Genomic DNA, 26,252 nt, shown 5'->3' with positions numbered 1-26,252 from the left:
ATGGCCATATCCAGCCAGCGATCGAGCGACGGTTCACGAAGCTATAGCCTCTACCTCATCCCGGGAACGATCGGCTTCATTCTCATCGTGCTCATACCGCAGCTTGCTAATCTCGGGCTGAGCTTCACGGCATGGAAAGGCGTTGGCACGCCGCGACCGGTGGGCCTGCAGAACTATCATCGCCTGCTTACGGACGATCAATTCTGGGGATCGATGTATCACACGCTGCTGTTCATCGTCTCGATGACCGTGATACCGGTGTGCATCGGCCTGGTGCTGGCCGCTCTGCTGTTCGACTACGTCAGGGACCAATTCGGCGAATGGGTCTCGAGCTTCTTCAGGGCCGGTTTTTACTTACCGCAGATTCTGCCCGTAACGGTCGCGGGCGTGCTCTGGGGTTGGATTCTCAATCCCGTCGGCGTCATCAACATCACGCTAAAGTCCATCGGCCTTGATAATCTCGCCCAGAACTGGATCGGCGATGCGACATACGCGCTTGCTGCCGTCTCGCTCGTCATTGTCTGGATACAGGTCGGCTATTGTCTGGTGGTTTTCATGGCCGGTCTTTCGCGCATCGACCCTTCTCTCTACGAGGCTGCCGAGCTTGATGGGGCAAACTGGTGGAGCCGGCTGGTGACGATCACCATTCCGCTTCTGGCGCCGGAGATTTTCGTCGTCGTGCTGACCACGCTGATCGCAGCGCTTAAGGTCTTTGCGCCAATCTTTGTCATCACCGCCGGCGGCCCCGACAATTCCACCCTCGTGCCATCCTATCTGACTTACTACCACTTCTTCACAACACAACGCGTCGGCTATGCAGCAGCCATCGCGGTCGTTCAAACGACTCTGACGATCGCTTTGGCCGTGATTTTTCTACGCTTTCAGAGCCAGCAGGAGTCGAAGGAGTAGATCATGGCTTACTCAGCTCTCAGCGATGACACGACCAAGGCAAAGACGACGGCGGCAACCGATCGCGCGCGACGCGATTCCATGCGGTGGGTGGTGCTGGCCATCCTTATTCTACTCCTCGCCCTTACGCTCTTTCCCTTTTTCCTTGCTCTGCTCAACGCCGTCAAGGCGAGCGCCGAATATGCAGTCGGCGGACCGCTTTCGATTCCTCGGTCGATCGATCTCACGGCGATCGAGAAATTCTGGACGGTGTCTGATTTCAGCCGCAAGCTGCTCAACAGCGCGGTGATCAGTCTCGCTGTGTCGGTGCTGGGGGTACTGATAAGCCTGTTCAACGCCTATGCGATTGGGGTCGGCAAGGTGCCGGGTTCGCGCGTGATTTTGGTGGTCTTTCTTCTCGGCATTATGGTTCCGCAGGAGTCCATCATTTACCCGCTTTACTACATGGCGAAAGCGAGCGGCCTCTACGATACGCAGCTTTCCGTGATCATCATTTTCGCGGTCCTGCAAAGTGCTTTCGGGACTTACCTGCTCTCGACCGTGCTGAGTACCTTTCCCAAGGAAATCCTCGAAGCGGCGGAGATGGATGGCTCGACCCACTGGAAAACGCTGTGGTTCGTAGTCGTCCCGATGCTGAGGCCGACGCTCATGGTCCTGGGAACCTTCTTTTTCATCTGGACTTGGAACGAATTCCTGATCCCGCTCGTCATGCTGGTGTCCAACAACAACCAGACGGTCTCGGTCGCCATGGGCCTCACCCGCGGTCAGAACATGTCTGACCCGGTGCTGCAGGCCTCGGCGGCTTTCCTGGGTATAATACCGACCGTAATCTTCTTCTTGATCTTCCAGCGCACGCTAACGCGCGGCATTGCCGCTGGAGCAGTCAAATGACGACGTTTTTCACCCTTGACCATCCTATCGGTCCCGGTTGGGGACCAGCAAGGTTTTCAGTATGAGCCAGGACATCCAAATCGAGCTCTTGGGCGTCGAGAAGCACTACGGCGCCTTTCACGCGCTTAAGAACGTCAACCTTTCAATTCCCAAGGGCACGTTCGTGGCGCTGGTCGGTCCGTCGGGATGTGGCAAGTCCACGTTGCTCCGTTCGCTTGCCGGGCTGGAAAAAATTACCGGCGGCACGCTGAAGATTGCCGGCGAGGTGATGAACGACGTGCCGCCGCGGGCACGCGATATCGCCATGGTTTTTCAGAGTTACGCCCTCTATCCACATATGACGGTGGAACAGAACCTGACCTATTCACTGAAAATGCACGGCGTCCCCAAGGCCGAAGCAAAAAAGAAAGCCGAGGAAGTCGCTGTTATCACCGGCCTTTCCCGCCTGCTCGACCGTTATCCGCGCCAGCTTTCCGGGGGCCAACGGCAGCGAGTCGCCATGGGCCGCGCCATTATCCGCAACCCCCAGGCCTTCCTGTTCGACGAGCCGCTTTCCAACCTTGACGCCGCGTTGCGTGTCTCGATGCGCAAGGAAATCCGCGCCCTGCATGACCGGCTGAACGCCACCTTCGTCTATGTCACGCATGACCAGGTCGAAGCGATGACCATGGCCGACCATGTGGTTGTCATGCGCGACGGCATCATCGAACAGCAGGGCGCGCCGCTTGATCTCTACGACCGGCCGGCGAACCGGTTCGTCGCCGGCTTCATCGGCTCGCCGGCAATGAACTTCATTCCCGCCATCGCCGCGGAGGACGGAAAAAGCCTGATCCTGGATTTTGGCGCGGTGAAGCAGAAGCTTGCGCTGGCACGCGCCGTCGAACCGGGGCGCCAAATCGTCGCCGGCATCCGGCCGGAGCATATCGAGGTCGTCGCGCCCGGGCAGGGCAGCTTCGACGTGCCGATCGCCTTCGTCGAATCGACGGGCTCCTCGACCTTCATCGTCGCGGCGACGCAGCCGGAACTGACGATCGTCGAAACGCGGCGCGACAAGGTCAGACCAGGAGAGATGATCGGACTTTCGGTCGACCCGGCCCAGGTCCATCTCTTTGACGCATCGACCGAGCGCCTGTTATAAGCCGCGTCAGGCGCGGGCAGCTTCATAAAACCATCATCGGTCTCTGCGAAGGGAGTGGCTCCGCACGATTCACTTCGTTCATATCTGCAGCATCCGGATTTTCTTCATGGCATCCTCCCCGATATCAGCGCGTCTTTCCCCGAACGCGTCGCCCCGCCTGGTCATTCTTGCCGAAACGGTGCTGAAGGCGGGCGAGACGGCCCGGGCTTCCCTGCGGCGGCGGACATCTGGGGAAATGATTGCCAAGGCGCCACGTGACTACCAGACGGAGATCGACGTCGCCGTCGAGCGCATCATCGTGGAGGAGCTGACGAAGGCCTTTCCCGATTATGCCATCCAGGGCGAGGAGGCTGTCGGCAACCGCACTGCCGGGCCGGAGACACCAATCATCTACATCGACCCGATCGACGGCACGACCAATTACGCCTGGAGCCTCCCGCATTTCGGCATGACGATCTCGATCGCCGAAGGCGGCAGGCAGGCGGCCGGCGTCGTCTATGACGCCATGCAGGACGAGCTCTTCAGCGCCGAGATCGGCGGTGGCGCTTATCTCAACGGCGAGCGCATCCGCTGCGCCGCTGTCGCCGACATCGAAAACGTGCTGATCGGTGCCGGGCTGCCCATTCCAGGCCAGGTGAAGGCGGTTGCGGAAGAGACCTATTTCGATGCCATCAAACGCCTGATGGCCAACACGGCGGGCGTGCGCCGCATGGGCTCGGCGGCGCTGTCGATCGCCTATGTCGCCTGCGGCCGGCTGGACGGCTTCTTCGAGGACGGGCTGTCGATCCATGATTTCGGCGCTTCGGCGCTGATGGTCGAAGAGGCCGGCGGCATCGTCACGCGTTTTTCCGGCGCTGAAGTCGACGGGCGCGGCGATATCCTCGCGGCCAGCAAGGCGCTGCATCCCTGGCTCAAGGAAGGCTTCTCAGATCAAGTGTGACGGCGTCAGACCGACAGCAGTCGATCGGCCTCCGCATCGCTCTTAGACGGCATCGACTGATGCACGAGGGCATTGTCGCGGAAGGCGAAGAAGCTCACGAAGCTGGGCTCGACCTTCATTCCGGCCTGGAACCGGTCGTCCGGCGCCACCATCGCTTTCAGGCGGGTGCCATCGGCGAGATCGACATCGACCATCTTGTGGGTGCCGAAGTCGACGGCGCGGTGGACAGTCGCCGCATTCGCCCGATCGGAGGGATGGATCGCCAGTGCTTCCGGGCGGCTGGCAAGCGTCACCGGCCCGTCCTCGACGGCAACGGCAAGCGGGAAGAGCGGATGCTCGCAGACGCCGTTTCTGATGCGGCTCTCGACGAAATTCATCGAGCCGATGAAGCCGGCGACGAAGGCTGTCTGCGGCTGCCGATAGATGGTGCTCGGCGGCGCGATCTGTTCGGTTCGTCCGTCACGCATGACGACGATGCGATCGGCAAGCGCCAAGGCCTCGTCCTGGCCGTGAGTGACGAAGAGCGTTGTGATGCCGAGGCGCTGCTGAATATCGCGTACTTCTTCCCGCAATCTTTCGCGCAGGTGCTGGTCGAGGCTGGCAAAGGGCTCGTCGAGCAACAGGATCTTCGGTTCGAGCACCAGCGAACGGGCGAGCGCGACGCGCTGCTGCTGTCCGCCCGATAGCTGCGGCGTCATCCGCCGTCCGTAATCGGCAAGCCCGACCAGCGCCAAAGCGTTTTCGACCCGCTCACGGATTTCCGCTTTCGGCAGGCGGCGCAGCTTCAGGCCGAAGGCGATGTTGTTAAAGACATCCATATGCGTCCAGAGCGCATGGCTCTGGAACACCATGCCGGTCGGACGCCGCTCGGGCGGCAAGTTCGTCACATCCTTGGCATCGATGCGGATCGTTCCGCCGCTCGGTCGCTCGAAGCCGCCGATCATCCGCAACAGAGTCGATTTGCCGGAACCGGACGGGCCGAGCAGGCAGACGAGCTCGCCGTCGCCGACTTCGAGCGAAAAGTCACGCACGGCAAAGGTGGTTCCGAACAGCTTCGAAACACTCTCGATTGCCAGATGTGCCATTCTCAAGTCCTTCCCTGAATTGGTGCGGGACGCTTTACGCGCCAAAACCTCTCGCAAAGGCACCGGTGCCGACGACGCGCCGCGCAAACATCAGCGCGATGAAGGACGGCACCCACAGCATGAGGGAGAGCACGGCGCCGTATTGCACAACGATCTGATTGTTGATGAAGCTGATCATCAACACCGGCATGGTGCGGATTTCAGGCGCGCCGATCAGCCAGGCGCCTTCGGTTTCGTAAAAGGTGCCGACGAAGGTCAGAAGCAGCGCGGCGGATATGGTCGGCGCGGCCTGCGGCAGGGTGATCGACCAGAAGACGCGCAGCGGCGCAGCACCGGCATCGCGCGCCGCCTCTTCCATGCGTCGGTCGACATTCTGAAAGGCCGCGACCGGAATCCAAATCATCAACATCAGCGTGCCGACCAGCTGGATCAGCACGACGCCCCAGAAGGTGCTGATCAGGCCGAGCTGCAGGAAGATGCCGGCAATGGCGACGAGCAGGCCGAATTTCGGAAAGGCATGTGACGCCAGGAACGAGAGGAACAGGATGTTCCTGCCGGGAAAGCGCATGCGCGCAAAGGCATAAGCCGCGGGAAGGCAGATGACAGCAGACAGAAAGGTGACCGTCGCCGTCAGCCGCAGGCTGAGGAGGAGAGCCTCCCAGACATCGGAACGCGCCAGCGTCTGGCCCCAAAAGCGCAGGCCGAATTGTTGCGGGATCACCGAGGGATAGCGCCACACTTCGGTGAAGGCCCATGTTCCCACGACGAGAAGCGGCAGCGCGATGAACAGCGTTAGCAGGCTTGCGAAGAGCATGCCGATCCAGTCGAAGCGGAGGATGAAGCCCGCTCTGCCCGCGCTCATGGCTTGGCCTCGCGGTTGCGAGCGATCGATCTGATATAAAAGATGCCGAAGACCAGGCAAAAACCGAAGGTGATGACGGCTTGGGTCATGGCATCAAGCGGATCGTTCATATCGGCGAAGGTGCGCTGCATGAACGGCCCCATCATTTCAGGCGATGCAGGGCCGAGCACGTAGGGAAGGGTGAAGGCGGAGAAGATGCCGAGCACGGCGAAGGAGGCGGTCACCAGCAACGAATTGCCCATGCGCGGCAGGATGATCGAGATGAAGACCCGCAGCGGCCTTGCGCCGACATCGCGGGCAGCCTCGATGGCGCTGTTCGAAACGGAGGAGAGCCCGGCCGTCAGCATCAGCACCGTCAGCGGAAGATTGTCCCAGACCAGACCGATGACCGGTCCCCATGGCGTCAGATAGGGCGTACGCAGTTTTGGTAGGCCGACGGAATTCAGCAGCAGGTCGACGGTGCCGTTCGGCCCGATGGTCCTGATCAGCGCATAGGCGAGGATGATCGACGGCACGAACATCGGGAAGATCGCCAGGCCCTGCACGTAAGCGGCAAGGCGTCCCTGCGAGAAGCGGAGGTAAAGTGCGATCGGAAGCCCGATCGCCAGAAGCAGGACGCCGCAGACGGCGGTGGTCCAGAGCGTCACCCCGAGATTGGCGAGGCTGTAGCCATCGGTGAAGAAGAAACGGTAGGAGGCGAACGAAAAGCCCGTCGCCCCGTCAGGCCCTCGGACGAAGATCGTGCCGACGACCGCCGAAAGAATAGGAAAGATGATCAACCATGCAAGCAGGAACACCGGCAGGGCGACGAGGAGGAGCCCGATTGCGCTCCCCCTGTTGATGGACCTGTGACGACGCCAAGCCGCCGGGGCAGTATCGGCGAACATCAGGTGCGGCTGATGTTGGGGGCGACGTTGCGATACCAGCCGTCATTGATCGCCTTTTCCCAATCGCCGCCTGGGAAGGTCGGGATCGTCGAGGGGATGACGTCGGCATATTTCTTGCGCAGATCATCGGAAATGTGGTCCCAGGAAACGGCCGGGAAGCCGCCGATCTGAGTGATGATCGCTTCCTGCATTTCCTTGGTGAGCATGAAGGCGGCAAGCTTCAGGGCCGCATCCTTGTTGGCGCCGTTCGAGAACACGGTGATGCTGGAGAAGCCGCCGCAAAGAGCGAGATCGCCGAGCTGCACGAGACCGGTCGTATCCGGCAGCACGCCCTGCGCGACCGCCTGCAGCACCTGGTCCGACCAGACCGGCACCATGGTGACGACGCCTTGGGCGAGCAGTTGAATCGACTGCGTATTGCCGGCGGTGTAGGCGCCCTTGTCGTAGAGCGAGGGAGCGAGGTCGTTGAGGATCTTCCAGGCCGGCGTCAGGGCCTCACCGGCAAAATCGGCGGTGAAATTGTCGATCTTGAATTTCTTCGGATCGCGGCCGTTGACCTCATGGATGGCCCGGCGGACGAAGTTGCCGCCCGAACCACCCTTGTCGGGACGGTTGTAGATGAACTGGCCCGGATTGGCCTTAATCCATGTGGTGAGCTGCTCCCAGCTCTTCGGCGCATTCTTCGGATCGAGCTTGGTGGTGTCATAGGCGAGTAGGACCTGCGAGCCGCGATAGGGAAGGGAATAGAGAGTGTCGAGGGCGAGCGGGTTGAGGCGGCCGTAGCCTTCGATGTTCTCGGCTGAGAATTTGACCCAGAGGCCGGCGTCGATACCGCCGGACGGCAGACGCGGATCGAACTGTTCGAACAGGTCCGCCTGCGGATCGGTCTTCGTCTTCAGCGCTGCAAGCGCACGGTCGGCGATGGCGCGCAGGCCGTTATTGTCGCCGGCATCCGTCACCTTCAGGACGACGCCGGGATGGGCCTTTTCGAAGGCCGGACGGATGATGTTGTTCCAGAGGTCGACGATATTGGCATCCGAACCGCTGTAGAGGTCGATCGTGCCGGCCGCGGCCGCTGCGAAACGCGGAAGAGCCAGAAGGCCGGCCGCGGCCGACGATGCGATCAGAAATTCACGCCTGTTCATAACCCGTCTCCATCAGTGTCGAGGCTCAGCCTCCGCAGGATTGTCCACGACTTTGCTAGCGCCGGCGCGTAACATCGGCATGACAGGGCGGCCCTGTTCGAAGGGAAATTGCACAGCTGTGCTGATTTCCGCCGTATGGAAATCGGCGGTGGGAGACACTATCTCTCGTGAAAACAAGGAGACATCCAATGACCGAAGAACGTGCAGTGCTCGCCGGCGGCTGCTTCTGGGGCATGCAGGACCTCATCCGCCGCTATAAGGGCGTGATTTCGACCCGCGTCGGCTATACCGGCGGCGATGTGCCGAATGCCACTTACCGCAACCACGGGACCCATGCCGAGGCGATCGAGATCGTCTTCGACCCCGCACGGATCAGCTACCGCGAAATCCTCGAATTCTTCTTCCAGATCCACGATCCGACCACGCGCAACCGCCAGGGCAACGACGTCGGAACGAGCTATCGCTCGGCGATCTTCTACGCCAGCCCGGAGCAGGAGCGCGTCGCCAGGGATACGATCGCCGATGTCGACGCATCCGGCCTGTGGCCCGGCAAGGTCGTCACCGAAGTCGTGCCGGCCAGCGATTTCTGGGAGGCCGAACCCGAACACCAGGATTATCTGGAACGCATCCCGAATGGCTATACCTGCCACTTCGTCCGGCCCGGCTGGAAGCTGCCGGCTCGCCAGAAGATCGCCTGATACCGCTCATGGATGCCGGAAGCGACTCCGGCATTCTCACCGATGAGGGACGCCACCGGGCGAAGCGGAGTCAGTGTCATGGCGTGGGATCGTGCCGATTTTTACGACGCAGAATTGGCGCGGCATAATCGGCACCTTCGGGATGCTGCCGATGTCGGTGTGGCTGACCGAGTGCTCGATATCGGCTGCGGCGCGGGGCAGACGACGCGCGAGGCCGCCCGCGCCGCACTGCAAGGAGAAGTGGTCGGGGTGGATACTTCCGCAGAAATGCTGGAAGTCGCAAGGCGACGGAGCGCTGCGGAGGGTTTGCGAAATGTGGTGTTCGAGCAGGCAGACGCGCAATTCCACGCCTTTCCGGCTGCCAGTTTCGACCTCTGCATCAGCCGGTTTGGCGTAATGTTTTTTGCCGATTCGGCCGCAGCCTTTGCCAATATCAGTCGGGCGATGCGCCCGGGGGCGCGCCTTGTGTGGATGGTGTGGCAGAGCCGGGAGCGTAACGAGTGGTCTGGCGCGATCCGGCAAGCTCTGGCGCCCGGAACTGCGGTTTCGGCAGGTGGTCCCAATCCGTTTTCGCTTGGCGCTCCTCCGATTGCGAAGGACCTTTTGAGCGCCGCAGGTTTTAATTCGATCGACTTCGCCGACGTGCGAGAGCCGGTCTTCTATGGACCAGACGTCGATGCGGCGTCTGACGCGCTCGCCGGTCTTTATCTTGTGAAGAACGCACTCGCACATACCGATGAACCGCCCGGCAAACCGCTGCAGCGTCTGCGCGATTTGCTCGAGGCGCATATGACGCCGGAGGGCGTGTTTTTCGACTCCCGCGCCTGGATCATCACAGCTCGCCGCGCGGCGGGATAGTACGCAGGCGTCGGCGCGTCTCAATAGCGTGGTGAGTAATCGAGGCCGCCGTCGATCCGGGCCGGGCGCCCATCCAGGAAAAGCTCGCCGATGCGCGGCGCCGAGCGGGCGACGACCTTGCCGCGGCGGATCACCGCCAGCCGGTTCGGCTTCAGCCTCAGCGCTTCCAGCGTATCTCTCGCCTGAAGGATGACGAGGTCGGCGTTGCATCCCTTCTCCAGGCCGTAACCTGAAAGGCCCATCGTCTTCGCCGAATTGACGGTCAATGCGTCGAAGATTTTCTTCTTGTCGTCGATGCCGGCCATCTGCGCGACATGGATCGCCATGTGGCCAACCTCCAGCATGTCGCCGGATCCCATCGAATACCACGGGTCCATGACGCAATCGTGCCCGAAGGAGACGTTGAGCCCGGCATCCATCAGCTCACGCACGCGGGTCATGCCGCGGCGTTTCGGATAGGTATCGTGCCGGCCCTGCAGCATGATGTTGATCAGCGGATTGGGGATGACGTTGATCTCGGCTTCCGCCATTAGCGGAATGAGCTTCGAGATATAATAATTGTCCATCGAATGCATCGAGGTCAGATGCGAGCCTGCGACACGTCCCTGCAGGCCGAAGCGGATGGTTTCGGCTGCCAGCGTTTCGATATGGCGCGACAGCGGATCGTCGGTCTCGTCGCAGTGCATGTCGACCGGCAGACCGCGATCTGCGGCGATGCGGCAGAGCGCCTCGACCGAGGCTGTCCCTTCGCCCATCGTCCGTTCGAAGTGCGGAATGCCGCCGACGATGTCGACTCCCATGTCGAGAGCCCGGTTGAGCGCATCGATCGCGCCCGGGGAACGGTAATAACCGTCCTGCGGGAAGGCGACCAGTTGCAGATCGATATAGGGCGCCACCCTTTCGCGGACCTCGATCATCGCCTCGACCGTCACCAGCCTGGGATCGCTGGTATCGACATGGCTGCGGATGAAGAGCAGGCCTTGCGTCACCGCCAGATCGCAATAGCGCAGCGCACGGTCCACCAGCTCTTCCCTCGTCACGATCGGGCGCAGCTCGCCCCACAGCGCGATGCCTTCGAGCAGGGTGCCGGAGACGTTCATGCGCGGCAGGCCGAGCGACAGGGTGGCGTCCATATGAAAATGCGGATCGACGAAAGGCGGGCTGACCAGCCTGCCGGTTGCATCGATTTCTTCGCCCGCCTGCGCCTGGAGATTGCGCTCGACGGCGATGATCCTGCCGCCGCCGATGCCGATGTCCATGCTGGTGTGGCCATCGGAGAGATTTGCGTTTCTGACGATCAGATCGAACATCGGAGCCTCGTTGGATGTGGACGGTCTCAGCGCTCGCCACGGCGATAGGGCTGCATCAGCGCCTGCGGAACGCGGGCGCGGCGGAGAATATAGGGCGTCATCAGGAAGAGCCGATTGGGCACGAGCCCGCTCAGCACAGTTTGCAGCCGAAGCGTGAATAAGGCACGAGAAGACATATTCGATCACGCCGTCCTTGGCGGCGTTCTGGAGGGCTTTGTGCAGACAGGAGTTCCAGGACGCATGGATGCCGGCAACTTTCAGGGGCGCGGCCGCCCTTGCGAGCGGGACGAGCCGCTGACGCCAAGCGCAATGCCCGACACGATTACTACCCGGCGTGAAATCGGCATGTCTTTGATCATTGATTGCTCCCCTTTTTTACCATCTGGTTTAAAAATCATAGTAGCGCCCAAAAAGGTGTCAAGCAGCGAACCAGCTTAAAAATCAGGCTGATGGCCGCCGCGATCGGTCTGACGGAACGAGGGCTTGGCGCGACGAGGTTGGCAGGATATGCATTGGAGCATTGGGTCGGGGAAATGAAAATGGGTAAAGAAGAGGACGCCTCGCGGCGACCGATCGCGAGCCGGTCGTCGTCTTGGGCGATCGGCTTGAGCGCATGGCTGGCGCGCAGCGGCGTGACACCGAACAGCATTTCGCTTTTCTCGATCCTGTTTGCCGGCTTCGGCGCAGCACTCGTCCTGTTCTCGACACATCCGATCGCCATGATCGGCGCGGCAATCTCGGTGCAACTGCGGCTCGTTTGCAACTTGCTGGACGGGATGGTCGCCATCGAAGGCGGCAAAAAAACCAAGAGCGGGCCGATCTACAACGAATTCCCTGACCGGGTCGCCGACAGCCTGCTGCTTGTCGCCGCCGGTTATGCCTGCGGCATTCCCTCCATCGGCTGGCTGTCGGCGCTGCTCGCCGCACTCACCGGCTATATCAGGGTCTTCGGAGGAGCGGTCGGTCTGCCTCAGGATTTCAGCGGCATCATGGCCAAGCAACGCCGCATGGCGGTGTTGACGGCGGGCTTCCTCACCCAGAGCTTGGAGATGCTGATATCGCCCAGCCGTTGGTCGCTGCTCATCGCCTCCACCATCATCGCGGCCGGCAGCCTCGTCACCTGCGTTACACGCATGATGAGACTTGCCCGCTCACTGGAGAGACTATGATCGCGCTCATCCGTCGTCTTCTCGTGCTGTTCGTCCGTATCATGGTCGGCGCCCGAAGCGAATGGCGGGGCTGCACCCCCGATCCGACCCGCCGCATTTATTTCGCCAATCACAACAGCCATGTCGATACCGTCGCCGTCATGGCCGCCCTGCCGTGGCAAGTGCGCCGGCTGACCCATCCGGTAGCGGCACGCGATTATTGGGGAACCAACGCCTTTCTCCGTTTCATCGCGGAAAAAGGCCTGCGTGCTGTGCTGATAGACCGAAAGCCTCTGCCCGACAGCAACCCGCTGGCGCCGGTCGAGCGCCTGCTCGAGGAAGGGCGCTCGGTCCTGATCTTCCCGGAAGGAACGAGAAGCTCCAGCGACGAGATCGCCCCGTTCCGCAGCGGCATCTATCGCCTAGCTTGCCGTTTCCCTGATGTCGACCTCGTGCCGATTCATCTCGACAACCTTCAGCGCATCCTGCCGAAGGGAAGCATGCTGATCGTCCCGATCACCTGCACGGCGCGGTTCGGCAAGCCGCTGCGCGTCGAACCGGGCGAGGAAAAGGGTGCGTTCCTGGCCCGCGCCCGCGCCGCGGTCATCGAGCTCGCTGGCGGAGGCCCCGTCGCATGACCAGCTTTTTCTCCATCGTGCTGGCCGCGATCCTCGGCCTGCTCGCCGTCGCGTCGGCCATCGGCTTCATCCTTCAACGGCGCGCAACCGAGCCCGGCTCCGTCGCCACCGTCCACAACCTCAATGCCCGTATCCGCTCCTGGTGGATCATGGTCGGGGTCTTCGGCAGCGCGATCCTGCTCGGCGATATGGCGACGATCATTCTGTTCGCATTTCTATCCTTCATGGCGCTTCGCGAGTTCTGGACGTTGACACCCTCACGGCGCGGCGATCACCAGGCGCTCTTCCTGTCCTTCTTCGTGGTCCTGCCGCTTCACTACGTGTTACTCGGAACGGCGTGGTATGGCCTCTTTTCGATCTTCATCCCCGTCTATGCCTTCCTGATCCTGCCGGCGGTGGCCACCCTGACGGGAGACGTCAACGAATTTCTGGCGCGCAGCGCCAGAGTGCAATGGGGCTTGATGCTGACGGTCTATTCGATCAGCCATGCCCCCGCGCTCCTCATGCTGCAGACCGGCACGCCCTCCGCGCTTCTTCTCGTCTATCTGGTTATCGTCGTGCAGCTCAGTGACGTCTTCCAATATGTCTGGGGCAAGCTCCTGGGAAAGCACCGCTTCTCGCCGAACATCAGCCCCTCGAAGACGCTGGAAGGCCTCTTTGGCGGCGGCGCATCGGCTATCCTTCTGGGAACGCTGCTCTATCGCCTGACGCCGTTCTCGCCGCTGCAGGCGGCGGCCGTGAGCACGGTCATCGTCGTCGCGGGCTTCTTCGGCGGTTTCGTGCTCTCCGCGATCAAACGCGACCTCAACGCCAAGGATTGGGGATATGTGATCGAGGGTCATGGCGGCGTGCTCGACCGCCTGGATTCCATCACATTCTCAGCGCCGCTGTTCTTCCACATTGTGCGCTATTGGTTCACGACATAGGCGCGACGCGCAGTCGTGTTAAGACCGATCGAGATCCTCCAGGCTCTCGAACAGCCGGCGCTGAACATCGCGCTCCTGCCTGCCGATGGCGGTCATCAACTTATCCATCGTTCCGCGCAGGCCGTGCACCTCGTCCACCAGTTCCATGACGATATCGACGCCGGCTTCATTGACGCCCATACTACCCATCAGGTCCAGAATGAGCCTCGCGCGGGCGACGTCGGCGTCACGAAACTGTCGCTGGCCGCTCGACGTCTCCGGGATCAGCCAGCCCTGTTCGATCCAGAAATCGAGCTGGACGACATCGATTTTCAAGTAAAGACGGAATTCGAGATCATTCATGATCAGGCCTCCATGTTCTTTCTCGGATCGTATGGATGTGCGGCCGCCCATTCCTCCACCAGAGACGTCAGCCGCTCGTCGGGGCGATCGGGCAATACGATCTTCAGCGAGACGTAGACGTCACCGTGTCCACCGCCGCGTTTCGGAGCACCCTTGCCTTTGAGACGCAGCACTTTGCCGGTGTTGGAATGCGGCGGCAGCGTCAGACTGACCGGTCCGGACGGCGTCGGTGCACGAACCTTGCCGCCGAGCACGGCTTCGCTGAGCGAAATCGGCAGCTCCAGGCGGATGTCGTCGCCGTCACGCGTGAAGAAGCGATGCGGCCGCACGCGGATTTCGATCAGCGCATCGCCCGCTGGCCCGCCCCCGATGCCCGGCTCACCCTTGCCGCGCAGCCGCAAGGTCTGGCCGTCGCGGGTTCCCGGCGGGATCTGCACCTCGAGCGCGAGGCCATTGGGAAACTTGACCTCGGTTTTGGCGCCGTTGACGGCCTCGAGGAAATCGACCTCCATGGAGAACCGCCGATCCTGACCCTGGCTGCGCGACCGGCCACCGCCGGTGCGGCGTGAAAAGAAGCTCGCAAAGATGTCATCGGCATCGCCGAAATCGGCGAAGCCGGCGCTGTTGTGATAGGGATCGTTGGGACCGCTTGCCGAGGCATAATCGCGATAATAGTTGCGCTGGGCCCGCTCGGTGCCCGACATATCGATCTCGCCGCGGTCGAAGCGGCCGCGCTTTTCCTCATCGCTCAAAATCTCGTAGGCTGTCGAAATTTCCTTGAACCTTTCCTCGGCGTGTTTGTCGCCGGGGTTGAGGTCGGGGTGAAGTTTCTTGGCGAGCTTGCGGAAGGCGCTCTGAATATCCTTCTGCGTCGCATCCCGCTTCACGCCCAGAAGCTCATAGGGATCCTGGCTCATGCATATCTCCGGTCGGGCAGTGAATACTGCTGGTTGGGTTGGGATTGATATAGGTTGCCGGGCCGCCGCAGGGGAGGGGTGGTCAAACCTCAAGAAACCAGTCGTGCATGATCAGCGGAACTCGCAGGATCAGAGCGAAGCGACGTCTTCTGTTTGAGCCGCAGAGTCTTCACCGGCATGGTCGCGGCGCCGGTCGATGAGAACCGAGCACTCTGCATGGCGCACGACCTTCTCGACGATCGAGGAGAAGACATAGTCGGTGATATCGGGCACGTGGAATGACAGCAGGATAAGATCGGCCGCTCTCTCCCTGGCGGTCGACACCAGCAGCGAGGCGGCAACGCCGATGCGAACCTCGATCATCGCCCGGATGTCCAGCTCCTTGCACAGCGACGCAAGTTTGCGTTCGGCGTCGATAATGGCAGCCGTCTCGAATTCCTCGGGGATCTCGGTCAGGTGGTGGCGCGGGATATTTTCGAGGACGTGCATGACGACGATCGTTCCGCCTTCGTCCACCAGCGCCGCAGCCCGGTGCAGCAGACGCTTGGCCGTCTGTCTCGAGCCCATGCCGATGCAGCAGATGATCGTGCGATACATTGAAATCAATATCCTCGAATGCGAGTCATTTCCCTGATCATAGCGCTATCGACAGCGCCTGCTTTGACTAAAGTCAAGCCGGACTGCCGCCGGCATACGGCAACCACCGCCCGCCTCAAGACGAGAATTCAGCCGCATTGTCGCAGTTGACGACCGTCCCATCGGCGGTAGCTCTCATGCGGTGCCGTCACAACATCGAGGTTTCAGATGCCGAACTTTGCTATTATCGGAGCGGGGGCAATGGGAAGCGCGGTCGCCAAACGGCTGATCGAGCATGGCGCTACGGTGCTGACTTGCCTCGAGGGCCGAAGCGAGCAGACGATCGTGCGAGCCAAGACAGCCGGCATGGTGCCGGTCGGCCGCCAGGAGCTGACCGAGGCCGAGCTGATCCTGTCGATCGTTCCGCCGGCTGAGGCAATGAAGGTCGCCGAACTGGTTGCGGACATATCGGCTAAGACGCCGGCGCCACCCTTCATCGACCTCAATGCGATTGCACCCAAGACGATGCAGGCGCTTGCGGCCCGATTCGACGGCAGCGGGACGACGGTGCTGGACGGCGCCATCATCGGCGGACCTCCGGTTGCCGGCAAATCAGGGCCGACCATCTATATCAGTGGCGATGCAGCCGAGCGAAGCAGACTGCTCGAAGATTGCGGCTTGCAGGTCCGCAGGCTCGATGGATCGCTCGGCGCCGCTTCAGCGCTGAAGATGTGTTATGCCGGCATCAACAAGGGTTTTATCGGTCTCGGCGCTGCGATGCTGCTTGCCGCTTCCCGCTCGGGCGCGGCCGAAAGCCTGAAGGCCGAACTCGCCGAAAGCCTTCCCGACGTCGACAGGAAGCTGTCGAAATCCATTCCCGACATGTATCCGAAGGCCTATCGATGGGTTGCCGAAATGCAGGAGATCGCCGATTTCCTCGGAGAGAACGATCCGGCGGCAACTATTTTTCAGGGCATGGCTGATCTTTTCTCCAGGCTGGCAGCGGACGTGGAAGGCAGCCGCACACTCGTCAGGCAGTTGGACGAGATCCAAACACCCTCGGAAACCGGCGCGATGGTCATGCCATAGTTCCCCCTCTTCGCCGGTGCCCTACCGGAGGCGCCGGCAGCTGGCGTGCGGCCGTTCCGAGCGGTGCTTATATTTTCGCGAAGTCCTCGACCTGCGCCCGGATCGCGACCTCGGTCGGCAGATGTTCCATCGAACTGGCGCTATAAAAGCTGTTGCAATCCTTGCAGCGGGCAAGCACATAGGCCGCATCCGCAGGCATGGCGATCGGGCCGCCATGGCAGAGCACAATAATGTCGTCGCGCACGGACCTCGCGCCCTTTATCGGCTCGAAGCTGGCGATGCTATCCGCATTCCCCGCAATATCCGTCACTGGGCGCGCGCTCGGCAGCGAACCGCTCTTGCCCTGATCATGTTCTCCTCCGGCACGCGGACGGCGGTCAATCATGAAGGCGAGGGCGCAGCCTGAACCTGCCGTTTTGCTCGACTTTGCCAAGGCTCTGACGATTGCGTGAAGCCGCCCCGATAGCTGTGACAAAACCTCACCGCCTCTGCTATGTCAGGAAAAATGCGGCGACCCAACCGGCGTCGCGCTCTGTCTGATCGATGCCAGGAGTTTGAAAGATGAGCGGTACCTCCGACTATATCCCCCCGAAGGTCTGGACCTGGAACAAGGCGAATGGCGGCCAATTCGCCAACATCAACCGGCCGATAGCAGGACCGACACATGAGAAGGAGCTTCCGATCGGCCGCCATCCGCTGCAGCTTTATTCGCTCGGAACGCCAAACGGCCAGAAGGTCACGATCATGCTCGAGGAACTGCTGGCCCTTGGCCATAGCGGCGCGGAGTACGACGCCTGGCTGATCAGGATCGGCGAGGGCGACCAGTTCGGCAGCGGCTTTGTCGCCGTCAATCCCAATTCCAAGATCCCGGCGCTGATGGACCGCAGCGGCCCGAAGCCGATCCGCGTCTTCGAGTCCGGCGCCATTCTCACCTATCTCGCCGAAAAATTCGGCGCCTTCCTGCCGACCGAGCCGGCCGAACGCGCCGAATGCCTGTCCTGGCTGTTCTGGCAGATGGGAAGTGCACCCTATCTCGGCGGCGGCTTCGGCCATTTCTACGCCTATGCGCCTGTCAAGATCGAATATGCGATCGATCGCTTCGCCATGGAAGTGAAGCGTCAGCTCGACGTGCTCGATCGCCGTCTTGCTGAAAGCGAATATCTGGCAGGCAGCCAATACACGATCGCCGATATTGCCGTCTGGCCCTGGTATGGCGGCCTGGTGAAGGGCTGGACCTACGGAGCGGCCGAGTTCCTGCAGGTCGAGGACTATAAGAACGTGCTGCGCTGGGCCGACGCTATCCACAGCCGGCCGGCGGTTCAACGCGGCCGGATGGTCAACCGTCTCTCCGGCGAACCCTCGACGCAATTGCACGAGCGCCACGACGCCAGCGACTTCGAGACCAGGACGCAGGACAAGCTGGCGGCTGCCGCCGAATAAACAAGCCTGACATCAGGCGGTCAGATCAAAGGCCGGTGATCGGCCTTCGATCTAAAGCGCGTCGCGTTAAACTTGATTCATGCGACGCGCTTAGCTCTTTGCTTCCATGCATGTCGTTACCCCGGAACCGCTGAACACTTCCGGGCGATATGCAGCGGCCTATCGGCGGACCAGCCATTTCTTGGCGACCCGGCAAGCCATTGTATAGGCCGGGTCAAAGACGTTGCCGACATCGTAACGCACCACCTGACCCAGCAGATGGCTTGCCGCTGTCCTGTCGAGCCCGTAATCCGAGGCCAGCCAGTTCAACATTTCGCTCGTCGCATGCTGAAGCGCTTGATCGAGGGGCCGGGCATTGCCGATAGTGAAAATGTCTTCATTAGTTTCTCCGCGTGGCCAGACCAGCCCGGCCTTCTTTTCCACCGTCAGCCGCACCGTGACTTCGAAAGTGGTCTCGACGCCGGTGCCGACGATCTCGCCATCTCCTTGCACGGCATGGCAGTCGCCCAAAAAGAAAAGGGCGCCCGGCGCCGATACGGGCAATCGTACGGCCGTGCCCGGACCAAACAGGCGATAATCCATGTTACCGCCATATTCGCCGCTGGTCGCCGTCGAGATTGCCTGGCCAAGGCTGGGCGCAACGCCGAAACAGCCGATCATCGGCGCAAGAGGCACAACGAAATTATCGAGTCCGGAGACCGGCTCGGACAATCGGACCGTCAATGCTTCGCGGTCGATGGCCCAGATCGCCATATCGCGCGGCGGCAGGTCGCGAACCGTTTCAGGATCGATGACATTGGCCGCGACAATGCTGCGCGTAAATCCAGTGTCCCTCGTCGGAATCATGCTGATGATCTCGACCTTCAGCGCATCTCCGGGCTCCGCGCCCTCTACTAAGATCGGGCCGTTCATCGGGTTGGGACCGGATGTCCGCCGGATGCCGTCCTTGTCATAGCCAATGGCGTCGAGCGTCTCCGTGACGACAGTATCGCCGTCAGCGATATGCAAGGCGGGCGGAAGAGAGCCGATGACATTGTGAAAGGTCGTCGGAATGAAGCGGTGAGTGGTCATGAGAATACGGCTCTCGCTTTTTTCAGATACCATCAGGCCACGGCTGGGCTGCCAGGCTGAGAGTCGAGACTAGATCAGAGATGATCTGGGAAGCCAATATCCCTGCATCGCTCGTGTAGCCCTGCGTCGATTTCGCGATCGTGCCCCGACGTCTGCTGCCGCGAGTCGGTTGGCCGATCCGCTCAGGAGCGTTATGGCCGATCTTGCCTTTCATTCTCCGGATGCTATATGTAGGTAAGTACCTACGTCGGAGGTGGATTATGAGCGTGACACATCTTTCCAGCCGCGAACTCAATCACGACGTGAGCAGGGCAAAGAAGGCGGCGCAACATGGTCCGGTCATCATCACGGATCGTGGGAAGCCATCCCACGTGTTGATGACCTATGACGAATTCGAGCGGCTAACCGGCAAGCCCCGCAGTCTCGTCGATGCTCTCTCAATGCCTGGCCTTTCGGATATCGACTTCGACCCGTCTCGTGTTGAGATCGCCCCCCGAGGAGTCGATCTATCTTGAAATATCTGCTGGATACCAATGTTGTTTCCGAGCTGCGCAAGGTCGGAGACGGCAAGGCCGATGCCAATGTGGTCGCATGGGCTGGAGCGCAAGATGCAACAGGCCTATGTATCTCCGCCATGACGATCCTGGAATTGGAACGTGGAATACTCGGCGTGCAGCGCCGCGATGCAGCGCAGGGCGCTCGTCTGCGTGCGTGGCTGGAAAATCAGGTTCGACCAGCATTCGCCGACCGTATCCTGCCGATCGACGATGCGGTCGCGACGCGCTGCGCGCATCTACATGTTCCAGACCGGCGCAATGAAGCCGATGCCTTGATTGCCGCGACTGCCCTGATTCACGGCCTGACCGTCGTTACCCGCAATGTCCGGGATTTCGAAGGCGCAGGCGTTATCGTGCTGGATCCGTGGCAAGATTGATCTCTCTGCCGAAATGCAGAGACAATGCTACGGCCAGGGCTGCTCCTTATTGGGGACGCCGCCAGTTTGCCCTCACCAGGAGCGTCGCGTCATGGTGGCGCGGCGTTTCTCTGCAACCTGTCACGGCAGTTGATGTATGGTCACGTTCGGAACAACGTCTCGCGCGATCTCGCAGAGATGCCAATGGTGGGTCAGGTAGATAACCTGTCCGACCTTTGCCATTTCGCCGAGCAGGCGGAAAACCTCTTCGGAGCGGGGATTGTCGAAGCTCTCCATGATGTCGTCGGCGACGAAGGGTACGGGCCGGCGAAACGCTGCGAATTCCTCGTAACCCGCCAGCCGAAGCGCGAGGTAGAGCTGGAACTGAGTGCCGGCCGACATCGCATCCGCAAGCTTCGAACCACCGTCGCGCGACACGCCGATCAATATCTCCTTGTCCCGGTCGGGCTGGGTCGTCAGGCCGGAATAATTGCCGCCGGTGATCAGGCGAAAGGCCTCCGATGCGCGGTTCATCATCGAACTGCGATGTTTTTCCCGATAGATATGCAGCGCCTGTTCGGCCGCGAGCGTGCCGGCGCGCAGCGTCAGGTGCCGCACGGCCAGTTCCTCGATTTCAAGGAAAATGGTTCGGCGCTTGGCCTCGATCCGGGCCACGGCGTCGTCTCCGCCGACGGCCTCGAGCTTCCGCCGCGCCAGCGACACGTCGGAATAGAGAAGCTTCGCACGCTCGGTAAGATCCTCGATCCGGGCGCCAAGCTCCATGGCGTCGCGCTCGACCGCAGCGGCGTCGACACCGTCGAGGCGCTGTTCCGCCTCGGAAAAACTCGCAGCACGCAATGCCTCGGTGATCTGGTGGCGTAAGGTGGCCGCCCGCTCTTCCAGCCGGTCCCGCTCTCGGGACTGGTTCAGGAATATTTCGACCGAAGCAAGCGAGTCTGCGGCGAAATAGCCGGTCAATTCGTCCTTGCGGGCATTGTGAACGGCCAGTTCCTCCTCCAGCGCACGCCGTTTTTCCAATTGTTTGTCGAGATCTGCCTGCCGGTCTGCCCGAAGCTGCGCCGCATGCCGCGCCGCCTCATGACGTTCCACGAGCGCGTTTGCGGAGGCGAGCGTATCCACCGCCGGCTGGCTAAGGCCGCAGTCTATGAGAAGACCGGCGATATGCTCGCGGAATTGCTGCTGGTCGCGCTCCATCGCGGCAACACGACTTGCGAGGTCATCCCTCTCCTTCAGGATGGAGGGCAGTGTAGCGAGCGCATTCAGCATTGCGCGGACGGCGGCCATCGAACCGGCCTTGTCGGCAAACCAAGTTCGCGACAGCGCCTCCGCCCATTCCCGCTCCCAGGCCGCCATGGCGGCTTCCGCCTCCTGCCGGTCGCGCTCGCGTTCCCTGAAATCGCGATTGAGATCGTCGAGCGCCTTCTCATGCGCCTGCCGCGCCGCTTGTTCCGCTTTGCCGGTGGCAAGCATATTGTTCGCAGTCTGCATCAGCTCGGCGACCGATAATTGGTCGACGTCATCATGACCAGCATCCGCAAGGCTCGCCGCAAGCGTCGCGACGTGCCCGTCCAGTTCGAGGCGAAGCGCGTCCACCGCGTCTTCGGCCTGTTGCAGATCGTCCCAGGCGGAAAGCGCCGCGGCTCGCTTGGCGCTCCATGCCTCGAGTGCGGCAATGCGCGCCGCGGCTTCGGCACCATATTCGATTGCACCCGGCAGCAGACCGCCGAGGCGCTCGCAGAGCGCCTCATGTTCGGCGCGCGCTTCGGCAAGCAGTTCCCTTTGCCGTTCGATCGCCGCTATCGTTGCCGCTTCCGTCTGGCGGAGTTGGCGCAGTTCGGCCAGTTCCTGAGCGCGGGACAGCCGGCCGGCGGACAACATGTCGTCTTGTCGCATCCGCTCCTCGAATGTCTGAGCTGTGGCGGCATTCAGATTGGCGAGATGCACCTCCCAGGCGGCATCGCGTTCATCGCGTAGCCGCGCGGCTTGGCCATCGTCTATCGAACCGTCAGTGGCGATCGCCACGATCCGGGCTTTGGTCAGCGCCTGTTCCGTACCGAGATCCCGCAGCCGTGCCTGATGATCCTCGATCCGCTTGTCGATAGAGGTCGCCTGGCCGCGCCAAACCTCGATCTGCCGTGGCTCCGCCGCAGCCGTGCGTTCTAGGGCGACGGCATCACCGGTCCAAGGTGCAAGCTGTGCGAATTGCTTCTCCTGTATTCGCTTCGCCTGGACAAGTGTGCGTTCCTCCATGGTCAGCCGCATCGAGAGATCAGACCCCGTCAGCCGGTTCAGGGCGATCTCGATGCGGCCGAGACGCGTGGGATCGAGGTGGCCGGCCGCATCTTGCGAGCCGCCTTCCTTGTTCAGCCTTTCGAGATTCTCTTGTGCTCGCACCAGTTCGCGGCCCGCCGCGGCCAGTTTGGCCTCGACGCCGGAGCGCCGTTCGATGAGATCGCGGACGACGCCGATCAGCGAAGCGGGCAGCAGCAGTGCCTCGGGCGCCGTGTGGCCGGGCTGTTCGAGATCGGCCAACAGCCGAACCAACATGCCTTCCTGTTCGGCGAGCGCTAACCGGCGTTTCGGCAGATCGCTCTCCGCCGCGAGACAGCGCGCCCGCCCCTGATCCAGCAGGTCCATATGCGCAGCGACTGCCAGCCCCTTTTCGTCGATGGTGATCGCCTCGATCTGATCGGCAAGCTGGCGGAGCGTGCGGTCGGCGGCCTCGACAAGCGCCTGCAGCCGCGTCTCGTCGCGGGAAAGCTGCGGCAGGAGCGCATACCATTCGGAGGGCGGCCGCGGCAGATCGGCCATGCCGGCTGTATCTGCGATCAGCCGCCGGAGCTCCAGCGCCGCAGGCAAGGCGCCGAGAAGGCGCGTCAGCTCCTGATGCCGCGACTTGGTCTCGGCCAGTTCCCGTGTGGTCGTGCTATAGGCGCGCTCGGCCTGCTCATGGGTCGATTTCAGGCCCGCATAGGCCGAGGCCAGCGTGTCGATGGCATTGCGCTCGGCCTTGAGCGCTTCGAGCGAGCGCTTGAGTTCCGCCAGCCTGGTGCTCGACGACCGCTTCTTATAGATCGCGTTGGCTTCGTCGGCCGCGGTCACCAGCGAACGGCTGAGCCCTGCCAGACCCGAGCTGGCCGAGAACAGCAATTCGCCGAGTTCGCCCTTGCTTTGTATGATGGCGTTGCCGCCTTCCTTGAGCGACTGATCATCGAGCGAGAACATGGTGCGATAGGCCTCGCGACCGACGCCGCCAAGCGCGCCGGCCAGGAGCGCCTCGTTCACAGCTTGTCCCCGATCGTCGACAAGGCTGCCGGTCCGCAGCTTGAGCCGCGCCAGCTCGTATTCCGAGCCACCAAATTCCAGCCGCGCACCGACCTTCATCGTATTGTAGGGATGCAGGAAATTATAGGTGCTGCGCTCACCAATGCCGTAGAGCAGATCAAGATAGGCGGCGAAGGTGGTCGATTTGCCCGCTTCGTTCAGGCCATAAACGATGTGCAAGTCCGGCGAACCTTGACGGGCCGTGCCGAAATCGATGGAGTGATCAGTGAACTTGCCATAACGGGTGAGGTCGAGGCGGCGCAGGCGCATCAGCTGTCTCCCCGATCCACCGCCTTCATTCGGGCAGCGATGTCCTCGGCGCCATCGGCGAGAAGGCTGTTGATGAAGCGCTCAAAACCCTCCTCGTTCTGGCCGGCAAATGCCCGGCTCTCGGGCGGCAGGTCGGCGAGCAGGTCCCGGACCATCTCCCTGACATCGTCGCGAAACCCGCTGCGGGCGATGACCTCGTCCCGCATCAGCGCGCCGAGTTCGACGACGGGATCGGCGGCGGGCGCGTCTGCGGGGATCGAGGGCGCTTCGAAGGCGAGTTCCAGCTTCTCGATCCAGGTGCGGCCGATCACGTCGCTGCGCCGCTCGGCTTCCGCCTGCATGAGGTCAACATCGCGCCGCAGCTGCCAGGAGAGCGGCGTGCGGCCGGAAAGCCTGAGGCGTGCGACAAGATGCGGCGAAGCCGTGCGGTCGCGCTGCGCCATCAGCGCCGTCTCGACCACTGTGGCCGCCTCACGCCAATCATCGACATCCGTGAGGTCGACATTGACGCGCTCGAACTGCGCGATGCTGGTGCGCCGCTCCTCGACCGTCACGGTCCGGTTGTCCGCCACGGTCACCAGCGACACGGTCTTGACCCCCGCTTCATTGATGTCGCGGCCCTGCGGCATGCCGGGCATGATGACCGTCGCCGCGCCGGGATAATGGCTGCGCTGGTGGAGATGCCCGAGCGCCCAGTAATCGAAACCCGAGGTATGCAGGTCGAGCACGCTGCAGGGCGCATAGACATCATGTCCGGCCGATCCGGCCAGGCTCGTATGCATGATGCCGATGTTGACGGCATCCGCTACCGGCGGCTTGAATTTCGGCAGCAACGGGTCCGGGGCCTGCGGTTTCGCAAAGCTCAGGCCGTGGATCGCGACCGACAAGCTGCCCTTCGTGGCCTCCACGATCTCGGCATGACCGCCGAAGATCTTCACCGTATCGGGCATCACCAGTTCCCTGGCGATCTTCGACATCGCATCATGATTGCCCCGGATCTTGAAGACTGAGATGCCCGCTCGGTGCAGGCGTTCGAGCTCGCCTGCCAGGAAGCGCGCCGTCTTCATCGACGTCTGCTCGCCGTCATAGAGATCACCGGCGATGACAAGCGCATCGACCCGCTCTTCAAGGCAAAGATCGACGATCGCGACCAGCGCTTGCCGGCTGGCGTCACTCACGAGGTCGGCCAGCTCTGCGTTGCGAAGCGCGAGAGAGCGCAGGGGAGAGTCGAGATGGAGATCGGCGGTGTGGACGAAACGATAGGCCATGAATGCAAGAATGGTGTTGCGATAGAGTGATCCAACAGGCGCCGGAGATAAGCGTACGATCGTTATCGCCCGGCAGTAAAACATCGGAATATGCCACGAACATTCAGAGCATGGCGGCGGCGGCCTGGCGAGTAAAATGGGTCGGCGAAACCGGCCCATCCACAGTCAATGCTGCTCGATCGGGGCAGGCACGGCAGCAATCGCAGCATGAGGTATTTCGAATGCAAACTCATGATTGCTGCTTTCGGTATCGCGGCGGCAAATTTCCTGTCGATAAAACTTTAGGTTCCGCTGTGGCAATATTTTCAACCCAAATGTCTATCGTCGCAACTTGCGGAAGAAAATGAGCCGGACGATCTTCGCGGAATGTGCAGCGGTTTTTGACTCCCGGCAGGAAAATGCACGCAAACATGAGGGGAGTGAAAGCCCTTGGCTGTCACAGACGAGTTAACCCGATCAGAATTCTGTGGCACCGCGGATCTCGATACCAATGGCGCCTTGCGCCCGGCCAGTTGGGAAAACGAGGTAAAGAACCATTTTGTCTTCCTGGACGAGCTTCGGGGGATAGCGGCGCTGTCAGTGGTTCTCCTACATGCTAACCAGGCTTTTGCCTTCGGCCTTCATTTTCACGCCTATCTGGCGGTGGATTTCTTCTTTTGTCTCAGTGGCTTCGTTCTCGCACACGGATATGACGCAAAGCTGAAGTCGGGCATGTTGCGAAACAGGACATTCCTCCTCAAACGCACAATACGACTTTATCCCATGATCGCGGTCGGTGTCGCTTTAGGCGTTCTCGCGGCGCAATTTACCTACGCCTCGATTCTTTCCGGTCTTGACGTCTCGATTCTTGCACTCGGCGCATTGCTTCTTTTGCCGCTCGGACTTTTGGTGGGACAAGAGGCGTTCGCGATCAACAACCCCCTCTGGTCTATCTGTTTTGAAATAGTCGCAGGCGTGGCCTACGGCTCAGTCGCCCGACGGAGAATTCGTCTTTGGCATGAGATAGCGGCTCTCGCCCTATTGGCCGCAGCGCTTTTCGCCGTCGTCTCGATCGAGGGTACCGTCGGATCGGTCGGATTTGGCAGCTGGCGAACGTTCTTCGAGGGATTGGTCAGGGTCGGCTTTTCGTTCCTTGCCGGTGTGCTGATCCTCCGCTGGGATATAAGCAACCGTATCAGGGCGGTACCGCCTCAGGTCCCGCTTTTCCTCCTGATCGCGGTTCTGTTTTGCCCCTTTGCCGTCGCCAGAGACATCTTCGACTTCGTCTGCATCGCTATCATATTTCCGATCGTGCTCGTGCTGGCCGTAGCGGTTTCCTCCCATGAGAAACGGCCATTCGCCGCATATCTTGGCCAGATATCTTATCCTCTCTACATCGTCCATCAGCCAATAATGCAACTCGGCGCACAGCTCCAAATCTCCACCGGCGAGGTGATCCCACGGCCGATCACCGCCGGCCTCGCACTCCTGACTGCCATAGCTGTTGCGCATCTCTTGTACACTCGCTTCGATACACCCGTGCGCGTCTATTTAGGCCGCAAGCTGCTCAGATCAGCTTGACGGCGTCGTTTTTTTGCGACGGCGGC

25 protein-coding genes and 2 pseudogenes are annotated in these 26,252 nt (G+C 61.5%); 14 read left to right on the top strand and 13 right to left on the bottom strand.

All coding sequences use genetic code 11. The annotated features are described in order from the left end of the window. From AMK02_RS21485 to AMK02_RS21470, 4 genes are all read left to right on the top strand, one after another. Positions 1-909, top strand: coding sequence for a carbohydrate ABC transporter permease (locus tag AMK02_RS21485; RefSeq protein ID WP_064806570.1), 909 nt, complete (start codon positions 1-3; stop codon positions 907-909). Between the two features lie 3 nt (positions 910-912). After that, positions 913-1,800: a carbohydrate ABC transporter permease gene (locus tag AMK02_RS21480; RefSeq protein ID WP_064806568.1), complete on the top strand. Its 888-nt coding sequence runs from the start codon at positions 913-915 to the stop codon at positions 1,798-1,800. A gap of 61 nt (positions 1,801-1,861) precedes the next feature. After that, a complete protein-coding gene (locus AMK02_RS21475) occupies positions 1,862-2,938 on the top strand; it encodes an ABC transporter ATP-binding protein (protein WP_064806566.1) in 1,077 nt (358 codons plus the stop codon). Positions 2,939-3,044: 106 nt separating this feature from the next. Then, entirely contained in the window at positions 3,045-3,878 is an 834-nt protein-coding gene (locus tag AMK02_RS21470; RefSeq protein ID WP_064806565.1) for an inositol monophosphatase family protein, read from the top strand. A gap of 5 nt (positions 3,879-3,883) precedes the next feature. Here the strand turns inward: AMK02_RS21470 and AMK02_RS21465 are convergent, their stop codons facing one another. Genes AMK02_RS21465 through AMK02_RS21450 form a run of 4 tightly spaced genes read right to left on the bottom strand, consistent with a single transcriptional unit; the run spans position 3,884 to position 7,857 of the window. Further along, on the bottom strand, positions 3,884-4,963 hold the full coding sequence (locus AMK02_RS21465; RefSeq protein ID WP_064806563.1) for an ABC transporter ATP-binding protein: 1,080 nt from the start codon (positions 4,961-4,963) through the stop codon (positions 3,884-3,886). A 34-nt stretch (positions 4,964-4,997) separates the two neighbouring features. Beyond that, the gene (locus AMK02_RS21460; RefSeq protein WP_064806562.1) at positions 4,998-5,825 is read right to left on the bottom strand and encodes an ABC transporter permease; all 828 of its coding nucleotides are present in this window, start codon (positions 5,823-5,825) and stop codon (positions 4,998-5,000) included. Next, positions 5,822-6,712 (bottom strand): ABC transporter permease, encoded by an 891-nt coding sequence (locus AMK02_RS21455; protein WP_064806561.1) that lies wholly within the window; start codon positions 6,710-6,712, stop codon positions 5,822-5,824. The genes AMK02_RS21460 and AMK02_RS21455 overlap by 4 nt, the downstream gene beginning before the upstream one ends. Continuing rightward, positions 6,712-7,857 (bottom strand): extracellular solute-binding protein, encoded by a 1,146-nt coding sequence (locus tag AMK02_RS21450; protein WP_064806560.1) that lies wholly within the window; start codon positions 7,855-7,857, stop codon positions 6,712-6,714. The genes AMK02_RS21455 and AMK02_RS21450 overlap by 1 nt, the downstream gene beginning before the upstream one ends. A gap of 188 nt (positions 7,858-8,045) precedes the next feature. On the opposite strand from AMK02_RS21450, the gene msrA reads away from it, so the two are divergent. Both msrA and AMK02_RS21440 read left to right on the top strand, forming a co-directional pair. Next, positions 8,046-8,555, top strand: coding sequence for a peptide-methionine (S)-S-oxide reductase MsrA (gene msrA, locus AMK02_RS21445; protein ID WP_064806559.1), 510 nt, complete (start codon positions 8,046-8,048; stop codon positions 8,553-8,555). 78 nt (positions 8,556-8,633) lie between these two features. After that, entirely contained in the window at positions 8,634-9,413 is a 780-nt protein-coding gene (locus AMK02_RS21440; RefSeq protein WP_064806558.1) for a class I SAM-dependent methyltransferase, read from the top strand. A 20-nt stretch (positions 9,414-9,433) separates the two neighbouring features. On the opposite strand, the gene AMK02_RS21435 is transcribed toward AMK02_RS21440, so the two are convergent. Then, the gene (locus AMK02_RS21435; protein ID WP_064806557.1) at positions 9,434-10,723 is read right to left on the bottom strand and encodes an amidohydrolase family protein; all 1,290 of its coding nucleotides are present in this window, start codon (positions 10,721-10,723) and stop codon (positions 9,434-9,436) included. 26 nt (positions 10,724-10,749) lie between these two features. After that, positions 10,750-10,881: pseudogene (locus AMK02_RS31320) on the bottom strand (ABC transporter permease); the annotation flags it as partial. Positions 10,882-11,262: 381 nt separating this feature from the next. Between AMK02_RS31320 and AMK02_RS21430 the strand changes: the two are divergent. Genes AMK02_RS21430 through AMK02_RS21420 form a run of 3 tightly spaced genes read left to right on the top strand, consistent with a single transcriptional unit; the run spans position 11,263 to position 13,435 of the window. Beyond that, positions 11,263-11,892 carry a CDP-alcohol phosphatidyltransferase family protein gene (locus AMK02_RS21430; RefSeq protein WP_064806556.1) on the top strand — a complete coding sequence of 210 codons (630 nt, stop codon included), beginning with the start codon at positions 11,263-11,265 and terminating at the stop codon, positions 11,890-11,892. Continuing rightward, positions 11,889-12,509, top strand: coding sequence for a lysophospholipid acyltransferase family protein (locus AMK02_RS21425; RefSeq protein WP_064806555.1), 621 nt, complete (start codon positions 11,889-11,891; stop codon positions 12,507-12,509). The genes AMK02_RS21430 and AMK02_RS21425 overlap by 4 nt, the downstream gene beginning before the upstream one ends. Next, positions 12,506-13,435: a phosphatidate cytidylyltransferase gene (locus AMK02_RS21420; RefSeq protein WP_064806554.1), complete on the top strand. Its 930-nt coding sequence runs from the start codon at positions 12,506-12,508 to the stop codon at positions 13,433-13,435. Before AMK02_RS21425 ends, AMK02_RS21420 begins: the two co-directional genes overlap by 4 nt. An 18-nt stretch (positions 13,436-13,453) precedes the next feature. Here the strand turns inward: AMK02_RS21420 and AMK02_RS21415 are convergent, their stop codons facing one another. The 3 genes from AMK02_RS21415 to AMK02_RS21405 all read right to left on the bottom strand — a co-directional run bounded on the left by AMK02_RS21415 (position 13,454) and on the right by AMK02_RS21405 (position 15,291). Next, positions 13,454-13,777 (bottom strand): chaperone modulator CbpM, encoded by a 324-nt coding sequence (locus AMK02_RS21415; RefSeq protein ID WP_064806553.1) that lies wholly within the window; start codon positions 13,775-13,777, stop codon positions 13,454-13,456. Positions 13,778-13,779: 2 nt separating this feature from the next. After that, positions 13,780-14,694 (bottom strand): DnaJ C-terminal domain-containing protein, encoded by a 915-nt coding sequence (locus AMK02_RS21410; protein ID WP_064806552.1) that lies wholly within the window; start codon positions 14,692-14,694, stop codon positions 13,780-13,782. Between the two features lie 129 nt (positions 14,695-14,823). Further along, positions 14,824-15,291, bottom strand: coding sequence for a universal stress protein (locus tag AMK02_RS21405; RefSeq protein WP_064806551.1), 468 nt, complete (start codon positions 15,289-15,291; stop codon positions 14,824-14,826). Positions 15,292-15,498: 207 nt separating this feature from the next. Here AMK02_RS21405 and AMK02_RS21400 point away from each other — a divergent pair, with 207 nt between their 5' ends. Beyond that, positions 15,499-16,359 (top strand): NAD(P)-dependent oxidoreductase, encoded by an 861-nt coding sequence (locus AMK02_RS21400; protein ID WP_064806550.1) that lies wholly within the window; start codon positions 15,499-15,501, stop codon positions 16,357-16,359. Between the two features lie 67 nt (positions 16,360-16,426). On the opposite strand, the pseudogene AMK02_RS30325 reads toward AMK02_RS21400, so the two are convergent. After that, a pseudogene (locus AMK02_RS30325) lies at positions 16,427-16,618 on the bottom strand (phosphoenolpyruvate hydrolase family protein); the annotation flags it as partial. 302 nt (positions 16,619-16,920) lie between these two features. Between AMK02_RS30325 and yghU the strand changes: the two are divergent. Further along, the gene (gene yghU / locus AMK02_RS21390; protein WP_064806548.1) at positions 16,921-17,799 is read left to right on the top strand and encodes a glutathione-dependent disulfide-bond oxidoreductase; all 879 of its coding nucleotides are present in this window, start codon (positions 16,921-16,923) and stop codon (positions 17,797-17,799) included. A 159-nt stretch (positions 17,800-17,958) separates the two neighbouring features. On the opposite strand, the gene AMK02_RS21385 is transcribed toward yghU, so the two are convergent. Then, positions 17,959-18,870: an acetamidase/formamidase family protein gene (locus AMK02_RS21385; RefSeq protein WP_064806547.1), complete on the bottom strand. Its 912-nt coding sequence runs from the start codon at positions 18,868-18,870 to the stop codon at positions 17,959-17,961. A 260-nt stretch (positions 18,871-19,130) separates the two neighbouring features. Here AMK02_RS21385 and AMK02_RS21380 point away from each other — a divergent pair, with 260 nt between their 5' ends. Next, on the top strand, positions 19,131-19,385 hold the full coding sequence (locus AMK02_RS21380; RefSeq protein WP_064806546.1) for a type II toxin-antitoxin system Phd/YefM family antitoxin: 255 nt from the start codon (positions 19,131-19,133) through the stop codon (positions 19,383-19,385). Next, positions 19,382-19,804, top strand: coding sequence for a type II toxin-antitoxin system VapC family toxin (locus tag AMK02_RS21375; RefSeq protein WP_064806545.1), 423 nt, complete (start codon positions 19,382-19,384; stop codon positions 19,802-19,804). Before AMK02_RS21380 ends, AMK02_RS21375 begins: the two co-directional genes overlap by 4 nt. A 120-nt stretch (positions 19,805-19,924) precedes the next feature. Here AMK02_RS21375 and AMK02_RS21370 read toward each other — a convergent pair whose 3' ends face one another. Continuing rightward, a complete protein-coding gene (locus tag AMK02_RS21370; RefSeq protein ID WP_064806544.1) occupies positions 19,925-23,398 on the bottom strand; it encodes an AAA family ATPase in 3,474 nt (1,157 codons plus the stop codon). Further along, positions 23,398-24,666, bottom strand: a complete 1,269-nt coding sequence (locus AMK02_RS21365) for a metallophosphoesterase family protein (RefSeq protein WP_064806543.1) — start codon at positions 24,664-24,666, stop codon at positions 23,398-23,400. The genes AMK02_RS21370 and AMK02_RS21365 overlap by 1 nt, the downstream gene beginning before the upstream one ends. Before the next feature lie 429 nt (positions 24,667-25,095). Between AMK02_RS21365 and AMK02_RS21360 the strand changes: the two genes are divergently transcribed. Continuing rightward, positions 25,096-26,226 (top strand): acyltransferase family protein, encoded by a 1,131-nt coding sequence (locus tag AMK02_RS21360; RefSeq protein WP_082929702.1) that lies wholly within the window; start codon positions 25,096-25,098, stop codon positions 26,224-26,226. Positions 26,227-26,252: the final 26 nt, after the last annotated feature.

The sequence above is a fragment of the Rhizobium sp. N731 genome, from assembly GCF_001664145.1.
GTDB classification, from domain to species: Bacteria; Pseudomonadota; Alphaproteobacteria; order Rhizobiales; family Rhizobiaceae; genus Rhizobium; species Rhizobium esperanzae.
Note: the sequence above shows the minus strand (reverse complement) of the source record. Positions and strands in the feature narration are given on the sequence as shown.